Origin of the sequence: Sporosarcina ureae (assembly GCF_002101375.1) — a bacterium.
GTDB lineage: Bacteria > Bacillota > Bacilli > Bacillales_A > Planococcaceae > Sporosarcina > Sporosarcina ureae_B.
Map to the genome: position 1 here is coordinate 2093784 of NZ_CP015207.1, position 15397 is coordinate 2109180.

The window sequence follows — 15397 nt, forward strand, 5'->3', positions numbered from 1 at the left end:
GTTTGTACTTATTAATTCTAATACATGTTGTTCATATATTCATGCATAAAGGTTATAAGTGGAGGTGAAATGAATGGAATTGAAGCGATTGCAGTATTTTGTGATGGTGGTGCAACAGTCTAGTTTTTCAGAAGCTGCCAAAAAACTTCATCTTTCACAACCTTCGCTCAGTAAAGCGATCAAGAACTTGGAATGTGAAGTAGGATTTCAGTTACTTGAACGTACGACCAAACGTGTCCAACTGACAGAATCGGGTAATGTGGTTTATGAGCGTGCATTGAAGATTCTCCATGAGATAGATATTCTACAGCAAGAAATTAAAGAAGTGAAGTGGACAGGCAGTGGAAGTGTACAGATCGGTGTGATCGAATCAGTGAAAAATTGGCTTCCTTCCATATTACATGCATACCGCCAGGAGTTTCCATCGATGCATGTGAAGTTAATTGAGGTGTTAGACCGTGGGGATGTTGAGCGAGCGCTCCGTCAGTACGCTGTCCATGTTTGTTTGACAAATCAATATATAAAGGCTCCGGATATCGTTACGATTCCTTTGTATCAAGAGCAATTAGCGGTTGTCATGCATCCGGAACATCGATTGGCAAGCAAGGATACCATTACGCTAGCCGATCTGGAAGATGAGGCATTCATTGTTACGAGTGTTGGATTGCAAACTAGTCAAGACATTTTTGCTGCATTTGCCGAAGAAGGAGTGCGAATGAATATATGTTATGAAGTAGAGCGCTTTGAAACGATTGTGGAGCTAATACGAGAGAATATCGGAATTTCAATGATTCCACAAAAATATTTTGCACACGGACCCGATCCTACAATTGTAAGTAAAATAATACATTCGAAGACGTTGACACGTACAGTCTATCTCACGTATTTGAAAAAACGATATATGCCACCAGCTATTGAGATGTTAGTAAGCAATATGCAAATGCAACGTGACTCCTCTGTAAAGTGGAAAGAAGGAGAACTGGATGAATAAATGTTTATTCGGCATTTTAGTTGTCATTACGACTGCTTTAATGGGGTCTTCGTTTGCTGTTGGAAAATCGGATTGGAATATTCTTCACCAGTATTACTAGTAGCATGGCGTTTTACCATTGCAGGAGCCATCATGGTGGTAGTTGTGAAAGTAATGAAAAAAACCCATCCTAAAACAGTTGGAGAGTGGAAGTGGCTTGTCCTAATCGGTTCATTGCAGATAGGAAATCCCGAAAGAACGAGTGCGTTTCTGTTCCTAGCACCGTTCTTTGGGACTTTGTCAGGATGGATTCTGTTAGACGAGAAGTTGTCTATGTCATTGATTTTAGGAGGATTGCTCATCAGTTTTGGGGATATTCCTCGTGCACTGGCGCAGTAAGTGAGAGTTGAATTGCCGTCTATTGCCATAGACGGCAATAGGCTTGGAGTTCGCTGAGGAATGCTTGTACTTCCTTCGTGTTAGAATGGGTTCCTGTATAAAGAGTACGTTTGATTGGTGCCACTTTATAATCGAGTATGGTTAGTTCACCTTTTGCAAGTTCATGTTTGCAACTAAAGCGCGACAAAATAGCGATGCCTAGTCCACTAAGAACGGCTTGTTTGATGCTTTCCGGTGAGTCTATGATAGTGGGATTTACTAGTATGCCGTATTGTTTAAGCGATTGATCAATTAATGGACGGCTAGGATCTTTCGTGTCAGGCAAGATCCAATGTGTATTTTGCAAATCAAGGATTGATGAGCTTTTTGTATGTGCTAACGGATGTTTAATGGAAGCAAAGAGTAATAGTTCATCTTGCATAAATGCTTTAGATGATGGTAAATTGTCTAGTTCACTGCAACCGATGTCGGTTTTATGGCTTTTTAGTAATTGCGTAATTTCAGAAGATGGCGCAGTCGTCAGTTCCAGTCGTATGTCGGGATACTTCGCATGTAGGCGAGTGAGGACGTCGGGTAAAATAGCTTGCGAAATAACCGGCGAAGCGGCAATGCGCAAGTTTCCTTTTAGTGCCGTTGCTTGCATTGAATCTACCTCTCTACGATCTGTCAAATCAATCATCTCCAATGTGCGTTTATATAGTAAACGTCTTGCGGGTGTTATTTAAAATCCACCACAGGTTCCACGATATCTAGTAAATGGGCTGATTTTGTGTGAAAAAATAGCCTTGCAATAATCTGCAAGGCATCGAACATACAATTATAGAACTGTGTAATTTTTGTGTGCGACGACAGTCATGTTGGAAGCTGCTCCAATATTTTCTGCGTCTTCTTCAGAAATCTTCACAATGACGGAGTTTTCGAGAATCTTGTGTATAGTTCCGGAAACTTCATGTTCATTACGGTTGAAAGATATAACTTCGTCTACGTACCGTGATGCTACAAAATCAGAAACTGGACGATCTTTTCGTGGAAATGCCAATCGAATCAACTCCTTCAGTAGTGTGGAATCTAGTCTGTCGTAATTTGTCATTAAAATTAGACGAAAAGTACGTACAATAGCTTACTAGAACTAGTATAACACATTTTGAGAAATTAATCATCATACTAGAATTATGTCGAATGAGCAAGTTTTGCGTAGAATCATGTTTGGAAGTTGACTAGTGCCGCCGCCAAAGATAGGATAGTACGAAATACGTGCAAATCAATCGGTTGACATTATACCTGTAGGGGTATAATATAAAGCTAACGGTAAGGAGGTTGAACGATATGGAGTACGATGACAAAGTCAAGAATCGGTTAAAACGTCTAGAGGGTCAAATCAAAGGTGTCTTGCGTATGATGGAAGAGGGTAAGGATTGTAAAGAAGTTATTACGCAATTATCAGCCAGTCGTTCTGCTATTGATCGTACAATTGGTGTAATCGTGAGTTCGAATTTGATTGCCTGCATGGAGAATTTAGATGAAGCAGATGAACGTACGCATGAATCCATCATTAAAGAAGCAGTGGATCTTCTAGTAAAGAGTCGATGAGCAACATCGCTTGACTCTTTTTTTTATAACATATAATATACCCCTATAGGTATTTAAAAGTGGTTTTCCAAAAGAAAGGGATGAGAATATGACGGAGCAAAAGAAAACGACGATTGTATTATTTAGTGGAGATTATGATAAGGCGATGGCAGCTTATATTATCGCGAACGGCGCAGCTGCGTACGATCATGAGGTAACCATTTTTCATACATTCTGGGGATTGAATGCATTGCGAAAAGATGAACCTATTAAAAGTAATAAAAGCTTTATTGAAAAGGCATTTGGGAAAATGATGCCACGTGGAGCAGATAAAATGGGATTATCTCAAATGAACTTTGCAGGAATGGGTCCGAAGATGATTAAGCAAGTGATGAAAAAGCATAACGCGATGACATTACCACAACTAATTGATATGGCAGTGGAGCAAGATGTGAAGTTGATCGCTTGTACGATGACGATGGATTTACTAGGACTTGGTGAGGAAGAACTTCTTAAAGAAGTCGAATATGGCGGTGTAGCGGCTTACTTGGGAGAAGCGCAAGATGGTCAAGTAAACTTGTTTATTTAATTTTTTATGAAAATAAATACCCTAGGGTGTATGGGAGGAATAAAATGATTCAGTCAGATAATGTTTTAGATGCAAAAGGTCTTGCTTGTCCGATGCCCATTGTGAAGACGAGAAAAATGATAAAGGATATGGAAGACGGTCAAGTGCTCGAAGTTCAGTCTACAGATTCGGGTACTACTGCAGATTTACAGGCATGGACGGAAAGCGTGGGGCATCAATACGTCGGTCATGTGAAGGAAGCCGATGTGTGGCGCCACTTTGTACGAAAATCAGGTCGGGAAGATCAGTCACAAAAAGAATATGCGGTTACAGTTGATAACAGCCAGTTGATGGACCAACTGCAACAACCTAACGCTGTGTTACTAGATGTCCGTGAAGAAGCGGAATATGCATTTGCTCATATTCCAGGTGCCTTATCTATACCACTTGGCCAATTGGAAGAACGCATGGCGTACTTGGATAAGGACATGAAAATTTTCGTTGTATGCCGAACAGGCAACCGCAGTGATATGGCATGTCGAAAATTAGTGGCGAATGGATTTGAAAGTGTTACTAATGTCATTCCTGGTATGTCAGAGTGGAATAGCGAGACAGAAAATACAACGGGGGGTATAAATAAATGAGAACTATTCAATCAAGTGAAGTAGCAAAGAGAGTCATTGCGAAGGAATCTTTATTCATTTTAGATGTGCGAAATTCAGATGCGTTCAACGATTGGAAAATTGAAGGGGATCGAGTACGCCATTTGAACGTGCCATACTTTGATTTATTGGATGGCATTGAAGAAATTGAAGATCAATTGCCAAAAGATGAGGAAATTCTAGTAGTTTGCGCGAAAGAAGGTTCGTCCATCATGGTGGCAGAAATCCTTGAGGATGCAGGCTTCTCAGTAGGTTATCTTTCAGGTGGAATGAAAGCATGGAGCGAGCATCTTGAGCCTGTGAAGGTTGCGGATTTGAAATCGGGTGGCGAACTATATCAATTCGTTCGTCTAGGAAAAGGATGTCTCTCTTACATGGTCATGTCTGGCGGAGAGGCGGCAATCATTGATGCAACACGTATGACAAATGTGTTCACTGACTTTGCCAAGCAACGCGGTGTGAAGATTACAAACGTATTCGATACTCACTTGCATGCGGACCATATTTCAGGTGGTCGTCAAATCGCAAAAACCACAGGTGCGACGTATTGGCTGCCACCGAAAGATGCCGAAGAGGTAGAATTTGAATATGCTGCATTAGAGGATGATATGTCTATTCAGGTAGGTGATACGAAAATCGATATTCAAGCGCTTTATTCGCCAGGACACACGATTGGTTCGACTTCTTTTATCGTAGACGACAGCTATTTGATGACAGGTGATATTCTGTTCATTGATTCGATTGGACGTCCTGACTTAGCAGGTTTAGCAGAGGATTGGGTAGGCGACTTGCGTGATTCTTTGTATCGACGCTATAAAGAATTATCGAAGGATTTAATAGTCCTACCGGCTCACTTCATGCTTATAGATGAGTTGAATGAAGACGGTAGTGTGTCGGAAAAGCTCGGTGTATTGTATGAGCAAAATCACGGTTTGAATATTGAGGATGAAAGTGAGTTCAGGGAATTAGTCACGGGGAACTTGCCTCCACAGCCTAACGCATATCAGGAAATTCGCCAGATGAACATGGGGAAAATCGAGCCTGACGAGGAAGCGCAACGCGAGATGGAGATTGGTCCGAATCGCTGTGCGGTACGGTAAATAATTATTTTCATTCATATGGAAAACAAAAAACAAATTTAAAGGAGAAGATATATATGAGTACAACAACATTTTTAGATGCAAAAGGCCTGGCATGTCCAATGCCGATCGTACGTGCAAAGAAAGCAATGAAGGATATGCAAACAGGAGACGTTCTTGAGATTCATACGACAGATAAAGGATCGGTGTCCGACCTGACAGCGTGGGCTACTTCTGGTAATCATGAAATAAAAGATCAGCAACAAGAGTCTGATGTCTTTAAATTCTGGATCCAAAAAGGATAAACTGAGGATAGAGGGAATAACTGTCTCCCTCTTTCGTCTGGAAGAAGGGAGGACATCATGACTATTCCATTTATTATCACGATCTTCCTTATTGGATTTGTGGGCTCATTCCTTTCCGGTATGATGGGAATTGGTGGCGCAATTGTCAAGTATCCAATGTTGCTATTTATTCCTGCATTACTTGGCTTTACTGCATTTACACCACATGAAGTATCCGGTATTACGGCAGTGGAAGTTTTCTTTGCATCACTTTCAGGAGTTTTAGCGTATCGAAAGAGTAATTTGATCTTGAAACCACTCGTTCTCTATATGGGAATCAGTGTATTAGTTGGCAGTGTCCTTGGCGGTGCTGGTTCCAGTATGCTTTCAGAAGCTACCGTCAACGTGATCTACGGTGTTCTAGCTGTCATGGCAGCTATTATGATGTTTATTCCGAAAAAAAATCTTGACAATCAGCCGATTGATGAAATTACATTCAATCGTTTCATAGCTTCGAGTGCGGCTTTTATCATCGGATTGGCAGCTGGAATCGTCGGAGCTGGCGGTGCATTCATCATGGTCCCGATTATGCTCGTAGTACTAAAAATTCCCACACGCGTCACAATCGCTACATCACTAGCGATTACGCTGTTATCATCGGTGGGCTCGGCGTCAGGCAAGCTCTTAACAGGGCAAGTACCTTATGGCCCAGCTCTCGTAATGATCATCGCAAGCATCATCGCGGCTCCGATCGGTGTAAAAGTGAGCCGGAAAGTAAACACCAAAGTATTACAAAGCATTCTAGCCGTATTGATCATCGCCTCGGCCGTGAAAATATGGTGGGACATATTCTAATCAAGCACAATCGCCAGCACATCGTTCAACGAACATGTGCTGGCGATTTTTTGGTGAAGTCATAAGTGGAAACATCATTAAACTCACTTCTGATCTAGCAGGTGACTCCCGTTAAGTAAATGTGGAATCAATATACGTTACTACCATCGGCATAGTAAACTAGTTGATCAGCGTGGAAGGCGGCGACCGATGGATCAGCCCGACAGGTGAGACAACTAAAGGGAGCTTGCGACCTAGTTGGCTCACCGCGGGCCCATGGGAAAGCGTCCGCCTGGAACGCAGATCAACGGTGCCTTCACCTTTCTTACTTTCATTGCAAGGTATTAAAAGTGATACTAATTTCGAAACATTCTATTAAATTACCTTGCAATAGACTAGGAATAGCCGTATACTATTTTTCAACGATGGAAAACGAATAGACATACTCTTATCAAGAGCGGCGGAGGGATTAGGCCCTGTGATGCCCGGCAACCGGCAAAAGCAAAGGTGCTACTTCCTACAAACTTTCAGTAGTTTGGAAGATAAGGGAGGAATAAGCGAAAGCAGAGCCCTCTTCTTATTATGGAAGAAGGCTTTTTTCTATATATTGCTAATCGTCGTCTTGCGTTTTTCTTGTCTAGTCCTAGGAATTTCGATGTTCCATCAATACACGAAAAAAGGGGAATGGTTATGACGAAATTACAGCCAGAAACGATATTATTACATGGAGGACAAAAGCCAGATTCGGAAACAGGCTCACGTGCGTTGCCGATTCATCGTACGACTTCTTATGTGTTCAGAGACACGGAGCATGCACAAAACTTATTCGCTTTGAAAGAAGCGGGCAATATCTATACAAGAATTACGAATCCGACGGTAGCCGTATTTGAAGAGCGTGTAGCCCAGCTAGAAGGCGGATCAGCGGCAGTTGCCCTGTCTTCCGGAATGGCGGCAATTGCATTCTCTATTATGAACATTGCTGAAGCGGGTGATGAAATCGTTGCAGCCAGCAATCTCTACGGCGGTACATACAACTTATTCGCTGTGACATTACCCCGCTATGGCATCAAAGTGAAGTTTGTTGACGCGTCAGATCCAAAGAACTTTGAAGCAGCTATTACAGATAAAACGAAAGCGTTGTTTGCAGAAACAATCGGTAATCCAAGTTTGCAAGTTCTTGACGTAGAAGCCGTTGCGAACATCGCACATGAAAATGGACTTCCATTGTTAGTAGACAATACATTCCCGTCTCCTTATGGATCAAATCCGATCGAGTATGGTGCCGATGTAGTTATTCATTCCGCGACAAAGTGGATTGGCGGACACGGTACGACAATCGGTGGTGTGGCAGTTGATGCAGGGAAATTTGACTGGACGCAAGGTAGGTTCCCTGGTTTTACAGAGCCGGATGAATCCTATCATGGCTTACGTTACGGAATCGATACAGCTGCTGCAGCTTTCGCAACGAAATTACGTGTACAATTGCTGAGAGACTTCGGCCCATGTCTGTCACCAGATAGTGCATTCAACTTGTTGCAAGGTTTGGAAACACTTCATTTGCGCGTACCTCGCCACAATGAAAACGCACAAAAAGTTGCTGCATTCCTGCAAGAACATCCGGCAGTAGAATGGGTGACGTATACAGGTCTAGAAGATCATCCAACAGTAGAATTGGCAAATAAATATTTAAAAAATGGCTATGGTTCAATTATCGTATTCGGTATTAAAGGTGGACGCGATGCAGGAAGACAAGTAATCGACAATGTAGAAATTTGGTCTCATGTAGCGAATGTGGGAGATGCGAAGTCATTAATCATTCACCCGGCATCCACAACTCATCAGCAGTTGTCTGTGGAAGACTTGAAAGACTCAGGCGTTAGTGAAGAGCTAATTCGCTTATCTGTAGGGTTGGAGTCAGCAGAGGATATTATTGCCGATTTGAAGCAAGCAATCGAAAAAGTGGCAAACTAATATATGAAAAAGAACACCGTCGCTAGTGCGATGGTGTTCTTTTCTCTACTAACGCTTTATTCGTTTCTTTTCATCTTTTAGTGATTTGAACAGCGAGACAACCATCATAATGAGGATGATGGAGAATGGCAAAGCGGCAATAATGATGACGTTTTGCAGTGCATCCAATCCTCCGACATATAATAGAATGATGGCGATGGCAGATTGAATTACGCCCCATACAACTTTCAAATTATTTGGTGGAGTCAATGAACCATATGACGACTGCATGCCGAGCACAAATGTAGCCGAATCCGCTGAAGTGATAAAGAACGATGTAATCAACAAAATGGCAATGACTGATATGACGAATGACAAAGGCAATTCGCTGAACATCTCAAAGATTGTCAGTTCAGTTGCACTTGCAGCCAAGTCGACAATTCCAGCTTTTTGCGTTTCAATTGCTGTCGTACCAAATGCTGTGAACCAGATCATACTCAACACAGTAGGAACAACTAGTACGCCAATCATGAACTCGCGAATCGTTCTACCTTTTGATACGCGGGCAATGAACATTCCGACAAATGGTGCCCAAGCTATCCACCAAGACCAGTAGAATAGAGTCCACCCATTTAGCCAAGTACGATTTTCAGGGGTGAGCGGTGCAGTACGGAAACTCATACGAATGAGATTTTCCAGGTAGCCACCAATGGAATCCGTGAACATGTTGAAAATCAATAAAGTTGGTCCAAGCACGATCATGAAAATTAACAATGCCAAAGCTAAAATCATATTGGCATTGGATAAAATTTTAATTCCTTTTCCAAGTCCACTCCACGCAGATATAAGGAATAATACTGTTACCACTGCAATGATAAAGAATTGGGACCAGAAGCCTATTGATACACCAAATAAGTAATTGAGCCCGGCGTTTATTTGGACAGCTCCAAAGCCAAGTGATGTCGCCACACCGAAAACAGTGGCAAAAATAGCGAAGACGTCAATGACTGTGCCGAGCTTTCCATCTACTCGATCACCAAAAATTGGACGAAGTGTAACGGAGATTAATCCAGGTTGTCCTTTGCGGAATTGGAAATATGCCAATACTAAAGCGGTCATACCGTATACAGACCAAGCATGGAAACCCCAATGGAAAAATGTCGACTGCATTGCTTCTTTATAAGCAGCTTTTGTTTCAGGAGCTTCTGTAGCAGGACTTACTGCGTAATGCGAAAGAGGTTCGGCCGCCCCGTAGAACACGAGTCCGATTCCCATACCAGCGGAAAATAACATCGCTAACCATGAAAACATGGAAAACTGCGGTCTGTCATTATCCTTTCCTAATCGGATTTTCCCGATCGGACTGAATATCAAGAATACCGAAATGAAGAATAACATGGAGACGGTCAGTAAGTAATACCAGCCGAATGAATCCGAAATAAAGTCCTTAATAGCGGACGTGATTTCTTCGAAGTGTGTAGGGGCAATAACGCCGTATCCCACTGCCAATATGACGGCCACTAATGTAATGTAAAATGTTATAGAAGTTTTTTTCATAGTTCCTCCTTTTTTGAACGTAGTCTGAGAAATGAGCTAAGTACATAATCGAAACCGTAGAATAAAATTGCACACATACATTTGATAATACCCGTTTTGCCGCTCATGTAAACGCTGAAAAATGTCGGTTTATTGCCGGATTAATCGCAAATACAAATAAAAAAGACGAGAGAAATTTCCTTCTCGTCCAATATGTAAGTTGGTTCTGTAGTGTCATTCATGTACTTGCCCAGAATCATCAGCTTGTGCTTGTGACAGTATACATGAAACGTATGGGTGATTTCCACCCTAACGAATGATTTCACTTCACACAATAAAAACCATAGCCATGTTATACTATAGAAACGAAAGAAATGAGGAGGAGATTTTCGTGCAATATTCACAACCTAAGATGCTGCAGCTCGTAAAGCATAGCCCAGAGTTAAATAGAAAATTGAAAGCGATTATGAAAGAGCATGAGCTGGAGAAAAGCTTTGCATTGAAAGCACTTTATCATGCAGAAGTGAAAGACGGCGGAGTCTATCAGCGAGATTATCAGGAGCTATAAGTTTACACTCCCTTATATAGCGTATGAAGTAATAGATAGTGTTCACAAGAAGACTGATGAGAGATTCTTTTTATCGGTCTTTTATACTATTCATTTGAAATAACAAAAAATAGCGGGTGTGCTTGTGATATACTAGTTGTAAATTGAATAGAATATTTTGGTTCTTTGCATTATTGTAAAGATGAAAAAGGAAACAGGTGAAAATCCTGTACGGTCCGGCCACTGTAAATGGGAAGTATCTTCAAAATACCACTGGTGAAATACTGGGAAGGTTGAAGACGTGATGATCCATAAGTCAGGAGACTTGCCAAAATACCATGCGTTACGCCTCCCAGGAAGAGGTATGCATATTGTATCGGATTTACTAAGTCATTAGCCGAAGTCTGCCTATACATAGTGCCCTTGTCTCTTTCTGGAGGCAAGGGCTTTTTTACGTTCAATTTATGATACTAGTATGAGGGGGAAACCATTTGTTTAAGCGTTATGTATCTATCATCGCAAGTGTTTTACTAGCAGTAATGATGCTGTTGCCTGTCACAAGTTCAGTTGCTTTAGCTACCACGGATGTCCAACAAAGTGAAGTAAGTCCGCAAGCCACTAATTACATGGTAGATGTGGAAGTAGAAGGTTTATCGGGAGTAATTTTAAAAGAAGCGATTGAAGTTACAACAGGGCAAAATGCTTTAGAGGCATTGAAGAAAGCACTAGATAGTAAGAGCGTCCATTATACTGTTCAAGAAAGTGATTTTGGAGCTTATGTAACTTCCATTAATAATGAAGAAGCAGGGTCATTAGGTGGCTGGGATGGCTGGAATTATACAATAAACGGACAAGCACCTGCTATTGGTGCTGCTGCATATGTATTAAAAAATACTGATCAAGTGAAATTCTTTTACAGTCGTTGGGCAGCCCTTTCTACACCTACTAGTCTTGTAGAAGGTAGTAACAACCCTGCGATTACAGTGAATCTTATAGGTGATACTTTTACACCGGCAGCGCTAGAATCGGAATATTGGACTGTCGGACAATCGGGATTGACTATTTCTAAAATTACTCAAGACACAGATCAGCAAGTGACGATTCAATTGGAAGGCACCGTACAACATGAAAACTTCACGCTTAATGCTGCTAAAGCAACAGTTGTAGGAAAAGCAGCGGAAGCACTACACATTACTGTAGTGGCAAGTCAAACGCGTGTACCCGAAGCGATTGAAAAAGTTACAGATTACATACTGAGTAAATCAGTATCGAGCGAGTGGTTGGCAGTTGGTTTAGTAAAAGCAGGGGGAGCTGTTCCGAACAGCTATGAAGCCATATTTGATAATAATGTCCAACAACAAATTGTTGATAACTTAGAACGACTAAAAATAACAGATGCAGAACGTTTGACGATAGCTGCGGCAGCGATAGGGAGAGACCCTAAGAACGTCAATGGTATAGATTTACTCGATAAAATCTATAACAGTATAGATATAAGAAACGTAGATACTATGACACGCCAAGGAACGAATGGTTTGATTTTCGCATTGATTGCACTCGATACAAAAAACTATGAAGTTCCAAAAGATGCAAGATGGAATCGTGAAAAAATAGTCGCATCCCTTTTAAGTTATCAAAGAGATGACGGTGCATGGAGTTTATCTACAAGCAATACAGGCTCTGCAAGCTATGACATAACGGCGATGGCACTTATTGGTTTAGCACCTTACAAGGAACAACCAGCCGTCAAAAAAGCTATCGAGAAAGCCGTGACATTTTTGTCTAAAAACCAAGGTCCTACCGGCGGATTTGATGAAGCGTTCGTAGGCGGTATTTCTAGTGAAGCAACTTCACAAGTTATCATTGGTTTGACAGCCAATAACATCGATCCACAAGGTGAACAGTTTACAAAGAATGGCATCAACTTGATAGATCACTTGTTAAGCTTCCAAACAGAAAATGGCGGCTTCAAACATACTATAACGGGTTCGACAGATGGTATGGCTACAGAGCAAGCGCTTCAAGGTCTTGTAGCATTTGATTTATTTACAAAAGGTGAAGGCCGATTATATGATTTTTCGGATCAACCCGCGCGACTTGAAGTTTCAAGTCATTCAACTCTTCAAGGAATTGTGAATAATAGCCTTCTACATGTGCAGAAAAACAAAAATGAAGCTTGGTCTTCCATATTTATTGAAAATACCGAAATGATTGAAGGATATTATGTTGTGCAAGCTGGAGAAAAAGGTACCCAAAAAGAAACAAGGATTCCTGAAGGGGCGAAGAAAGTATTCATAGTAGATAATGATCGTCCATATCGCTATTTCGATGCGAAAGTAGTAGCACCCTCTCATGAGTTTACAGTCACATTTAACAAAGAAATACAAGATTCAAAAGAGAATCTGGATAAAATCTATGTAGAAGATGTAACAGGTAAGCGTGTGCCAGTTACCGTAAAAGCGAATGGTTTAAAAGCTACCGTTACACCTGAAACAGACTATCAGAAAGGGCAGTTGTATTCTCTAGTTGTGATTGATCCTGTCTCTACAGAAGGAAAAACATTAAAACAAGCAGCTCGACAACTATTCATCATTAAATAAGGAGGTATGCGTTATTTCTATTATTAAAAATTTCACAAAAGTAACGGCAGCATTCGCATTAGCGAGTGCCGCCATCCTCATGCCGGTTTCTCCTTCATTTGCAGAGCAACCGATGCCGATTTATGAAAATCAAGCAACGCAGACGCTACAGCATTCTATCACGATTTCTCCTACGGAAGTTCCGATGCCGTTGTCAACTGTGGCCGTAGAAGAAGGCGATACGGTTCTAAGCGCACTAAAACGCAGTGTCAAAGCTAATAATATTTCGATGTCATATCGTGGGGGAGAGCATGAAAGTGCATATGTCGAAGGGATCCAAGGCGTATTTGAATTCGATCGTGGACAAGGCAGCGGTTGGATGTACAGCGTTAACGGCATCTTCCCGAATCGTGGAGCGGGTGTCATCAAGCTGATCCCTGGCGATAAAGTGGAGTGGAAATATACGATTGACTTAGGTAAGGATTTAAACGCGGATCTGTTTCCTTTCCGTGAAGACTTGGAGCCAAAAATCTCTGTGTCAGGAGTTACATCGGGAGCAACAGTTACACAGTCTGCTCTTTCCTTCCAAGTAAATGCAGCGAGTTATTTCGGAACAGCACTTCAACCTACAGTAACTGTAAACGGCAAACCAGCAGTAGTCACAGGGAACACAGTAAATACCGTGTTGCAGAGTGGCGAGAACAACATTGTCTTAAAGGCAACGGATAAGAAGGATGATACGGTTACAAAAACAGTGAAGGTGACGTATGCACCTAATACTAATCCTGAACCGAACCCGTTACCCAATCCAGAACCTAATCCGAATCCACCACCAGAGCCTCCGGTAGTGAAGCCGGATCCAAAACCAGAACCAGAATCACCATCGATTAAAGATTACTCAAAGCTTGTCAATTCAGCGATTAGCCAGGCAAGTGCACAAATGCTTGCAGGCACAATCGACAGTGAATGGCAGGCAATTGGACTGGTGAAAGCAGGTAAGAAAGTACCTGCTTCCTATACAAAAGAATTCTATGAACATTTGCAAGACCAAGTGATTAGCAGGTCTGGCAAAGGTCGTATGAAGATTACGGATGTACAGCGTTTAACCATGGCGGCTTCAGCAATCGGTATTGATCCGACGAATGCAGATGGCAAAGGCTTTAACTTAATTGACAAAATTGTGAATAGCGAAAAGCATATGACGGGTGCTGATAGCCTGACATACCAAGGGAATAACGGAATCATTTTCGCGTTAATTGCACTTGATTCAAGAGATTACCAAGTGCCAAACAACTCGAAATGGACACGTGAAAAACTAGTTGCGGAATTATTGAAATACCAAAAAGATGACGGATCGTGGAGCTTGGCGACGAGTAAGGAAGGATCGACAAGCTATGACATTACGGCGATGGCATTGATCGGTATTGCGCCGTATACAGATCAGCCGGAAGTTCGTAAAGCGATGGATCGTGCAGTGAAGTTCCTGGCAAATGCACAAGGTCCAACAGGTGGATTTGACGAAGCATTCGTCGGTGGTATTTCAAGTGAAGCGACGTCACAAGTCATCATCGGTCTGACTGCGAATCAAATCGATCCGCGTATACCGATGTTCACGAAAAATGGCATCAACTTGATTGATCACCTATTGAGTTTCCAAACATCTGACGGCGGCTTCCAGCATACAGCAGGAGATAGTCGTTCGAATGCTATGGCAACCGAGCAAGCGTTGCAAGCATTAGTAGCATTTGATTTATTCACAAAAGGCAAAGGTGTATTATACAACTTCAAAGATGTACCTGTTCTTCCAGCACCAAAGCCAGATCCTGTACCAACACCTGATCCAGATCCGAAACCTGACCCGACTCCGACTCCACAGTTCACGGATATTACTACACACTGGGCAAAGGATTATATTACGCAAGCAGTAGAGCAAGGAATAGCGAGTGGCTATAAAGACAATACGTTTAAGCCGAATCAATCACTGACGCGTGCACAAGCAGTATCTATTTTAGTTCGTGCGTTGGATTTAAAGACGGATAAGAAAGCACCGTTCGTAGATACACAAAAGTATGCCGCAAGTACACAAGCAGAAATTGCAGCTGCATACCATAATGGTTTAATAAAAGGGATCGACGGTAAGTTCATGCCGACACAACAAGTGACGCGTGCACAAATGGCGCTTATGTTATACCGTGCGTATGAAGTGAAGAACGGTGAAGTGTATAAGTTCAAGCAAGTAGCACCTTTCCGTGATATTCATTCATACAATATGGAGGCTGTAAAAGCGATGAGCATGCTATATGATTTGAAGATGGCAAATGGAGAGAATGGCAAATTTATGCCAAGTAACTCTACATCTCGTGCACATGCTATGAAAATGTTAATAGAGTTTTTGAATACCAAATGATCACACAATCTTG

Annotated in this window: 15 protein-coding genes and 2 riboswitches; of the genes, 12 read left to right on the forward strand and 3 right to left on the reverse strand. The window is 41.8% G+C overall.

The window, feature by feature from the left end; genetic code table 11:
* The first annotated feature begins 73 nt into the window (after positions 1 to 73).
* Together SporoP8_RS10350 and SporoP8_RS10355 are read left to right on the forward strand one after the other, a co-directional pair.
* Positions 74 to 991: a LysR family transcriptional regulator gene (locus SporoP8_RS10350; protein ID WP_085132420.1), complete on the forward strand. Its 918-nt coding sequence runs from the start codon at positions 74 to 76 to the stop codon at positions 989 to 991.
* Between the two features lie 72 nt (positions 992 to 1063).
* Positions 1064 to 1369, forward strand: a complete 306-nt coding sequence (locus SporoP8_RS10355) for an EamA family transporter (RefSeq protein ID WP_232319135.1) — start codon at positions 1064 to 1066, stop codon at positions 1367 to 1369.
* A 19-nt stretch (positions 1370 to 1388) separates the two neighbouring features.
* On the opposite strand, the gene SporoP8_RS10360 is transcribed toward SporoP8_RS10355, so the two are convergent.
* Together SporoP8_RS10360 and SporoP8_RS10365 are read right to left on the reverse strand one after the other, a co-directional pair.
* Positions 1389 to 2039: a LysR substrate-binding domain-containing protein gene (locus SporoP8_RS10360; protein WP_158232427.1), complete on the reverse strand. Its 651-nt coding sequence runs from the start codon at positions 2037 to 2039 to the stop codon at positions 1389 to 1391.
* Positions 2040 to 2186: 147 nt separating this feature from the next.
* The gene (locus SporoP8_RS10365) at positions 2187 to 2408 is read right to left on the reverse strand and encodes a DUF2187 family protein (RefSeq protein WP_029053955.1); all 222 of its coding nucleotides are present in this window, start codon (positions 2406 to 2408) and stop codon (positions 2187 to 2189) included.
* 287 nt (positions 2409 to 2695) lie between these two features.
* Between SporoP8_RS10365 and SporoP8_RS10370 the strand changes: the two genes are divergently transcribed.
* The 7 genes from SporoP8_RS10370 to SporoP8_RS10400 all read left to right on the forward strand — a co-directional run bounded on the left by SporoP8_RS10370 (position 2696) and on the right by SporoP8_RS10400 (position 8336).
* Positions 2696 to 2959 carry a metal-sensitive transcriptional regulator gene (locus SporoP8_RS10370; protein WP_085132422.1) on the forward strand — a complete coding sequence of 88 codons (264 nt, stop codon included), beginning with the start codon at positions 2696 to 2698 and terminating at the stop codon, positions 2957 to 2959.
* 88 nt (positions 2960 to 3047) lie between these two features.
* Positions 3048 to 3527: a DsrE/DsrF/DrsH-like family protein gene (locus SporoP8_RS10375; protein WP_085132423.1), complete on the forward strand. Its 480-nt coding sequence runs from the start codon at positions 3048 to 3050 to the stop codon at positions 3525 to 3527.
* 44 nt (positions 3528 to 3571) lie between these two features.
* Positions 3572 to 4150: a sulfurtransferase TusA family protein gene (locus SporoP8_RS10380; protein ID WP_085132424.1), complete on the forward strand. Its 579-nt coding sequence runs from the start codon at positions 3572 to 3574 to the stop codon at positions 4148 to 4150.
* Entirely contained in the window at positions 4147 to 5268 is a 1122-nt protein-coding gene (locus SporoP8_RS10385; protein ID WP_085132425.1) for an MBL fold metallo-hydrolase, read from the forward strand. Before SporoP8_RS10380 ends, SporoP8_RS10385 begins: the two co-directional genes overlap by 4 nt.
* Positions 5269 to 5324: 56 nt before the next feature.
* Positions 5325 to 5552, forward strand: a complete 228-nt coding sequence (locus SporoP8_RS10390; RefSeq protein ID WP_085132426.1) for a sulfurtransferase TusA family protein — start codon at positions 5325 to 5327, stop codon at positions 5550 to 5552.
* 57 nt (positions 5553 to 5609) lie between these two features.
* Positions 5610 to 6386, forward strand: coding sequence for a sulfite exporter TauE/SafE family protein (locus SporoP8_RS10395; RefSeq protein WP_085132427.1), 777 nt, complete (start codon positions 5610 to 5612; stop codon positions 6384 to 6386).
* A gap of 424 nt (positions 6387 to 6810) precedes the next feature.
* A riboswitch (SAM riboswitch) is annotated at positions 6811 to 6914 on the forward strand.
* 141 nt (positions 6915 to 7055) lie between these two features.
* Positions 7056 to 8336 carry an O-acetylhomoserine aminocarboxypropyltransferase/cysteine synthase family protein gene (locus SporoP8_RS10400; RefSeq protein WP_085132428.1) on the forward strand — a complete coding sequence of 427 codons (1281 nt, stop codon included), beginning with the start codon at positions 7056 to 7058 and terminating at the stop codon, positions 8334 to 8336.
* Positions 8337 to 8384: 48 nt separating this feature from the next.
* Here the strand turns inward: SporoP8_RS10400 and SporoP8_RS10405 are convergent, their stop codons facing one another.
* Positions 8385 to 9872, reverse strand: coding sequence for a glycine betaine uptake BCCT transporter (locus SporoP8_RS10405; protein WP_085132429.1), 1488 nt, complete (start codon positions 9870 to 9872; stop codon positions 8385 to 8387).
* A 370-nt stretch (positions 9873 to 10242) separates the two neighbouring features.
* On the opposite strand from SporoP8_RS10405, the gene SporoP8_RS16665 reads away from it, so the two are divergent.
* The 3 genes from SporoP8_RS16665 to SporoP8_RS10415 all read left to right on the forward strand — a co-directional run bounded on the left by SporoP8_RS16665 (position 10243) and on the right by SporoP8_RS10415 (position 15384).
* Positions 10243 to 10419 (forward strand): hypothetical protein, encoded by a 177-nt coding sequence (locus SporoP8_RS16665; RefSeq protein WP_099627696.1) that lies wholly within the window; start codon positions 10243 to 10245, stop codon positions 10417 to 10419.
* A 141-nt stretch (positions 10420 to 10560) separates the two neighbouring features.
* Positions 10561 to 10746: riboswitch (cobalamin riboswitch) on the forward strand.
* Positions 10747 to 10889: 143 nt separating this feature from the next.
* Positions 10890 to 12998, forward strand: a complete 2109-nt coding sequence (locus SporoP8_RS10410) for a DUF4430 domain-containing protein (protein ID WP_085132430.1) — start codon at positions 10890 to 10892, stop codon at positions 12996 to 12998.
* A 79-nt stretch (positions 12999 to 13077) separates the two neighbouring features.
* Entirely contained in the window at positions 13078 to 15384 is a 2307-nt protein-coding gene (locus tag SporoP8_RS10415) for an S-layer homology domain-containing protein (protein WP_085132431.1), read from the forward strand.
* The last annotated feature ends 13 nt before the right edge of the window (positions 15385 to 15397 follow it).

What these genes read in the sequence shown, in the direction of transcription:
- SporoP8_RS10370 (WP_085132422.1), top strand. Translation starts at nt 2,696, where the DNA reads ATGGAGTACGATGACAAAGTCAAGAATCGGTTAAAACGTCTAGAGGGT.
- SporoP8_RS10405 (WP_085132429.1), bottom strand. Translation starts at nt 9,872, where the DNA reads ATGAAAAAAACTTCTATAACATTTTACATTACATTAGTGGCCGTCATA.
- SporoP8_RS10385 (WP_085132425.1), top strand. Translation starts at nt 4,147, where the DNA reads ATGAGAACTATTCAATCAAGTGAAGTAGCAAAGAGAGTCATTGCGAAG.
- SporoP8_RS10375 (WP_085132423.1), top strand. Translation starts at nt 3,048, where the DNA reads ATGACGGAGCAAAAGAAAACGACGATTGTATTATTTAGTGGAGATTAT.
- SporoP8_RS10400 (WP_085132428.1), top strand. Translation starts at nt 7,056, where the DNA reads ATGACGAAATTACAGCCAGAAACGATATTATTACATGGAGGACAAAAG.
- SporoP8_RS10415 (WP_085132431.1), top strand. Translation starts at nt 13,078, where the DNA reads ATGCCGGTTTCTCCTTCATTTGCAGAGCAACCGATGCCGATTTATGAA.
- SporoP8_RS10380 (WP_085132424.1), top strand. Translation starts at nt 3,572, where the DNA reads ATGATTCAGTCAGATAATGTTTTAGATGCAAAAGGTCTTGCTTGTCCG.
- SporoP8_RS10395 (WP_085132427.1), top strand. Translation starts at nt 5,610, where the DNA reads ATGACTATTCCATTTATTATCACGATCTTCCTTATTGGATTTGTGGGC.
- SporoP8_RS10390 (WP_085132426.1), top strand. Translation starts at nt 5,325, where the DNA reads ATGAGTACAACAACATTTTTAGATGCAAAAGGCCTGGCATGTCCAATG.
- SporoP8_RS10350 (WP_085132420.1), top strand. Translation starts at nt 74, where the DNA reads ATGGAATTGAAGCGATTGCAGTATTTTGTGATGGTGGTGCAACAGTCT.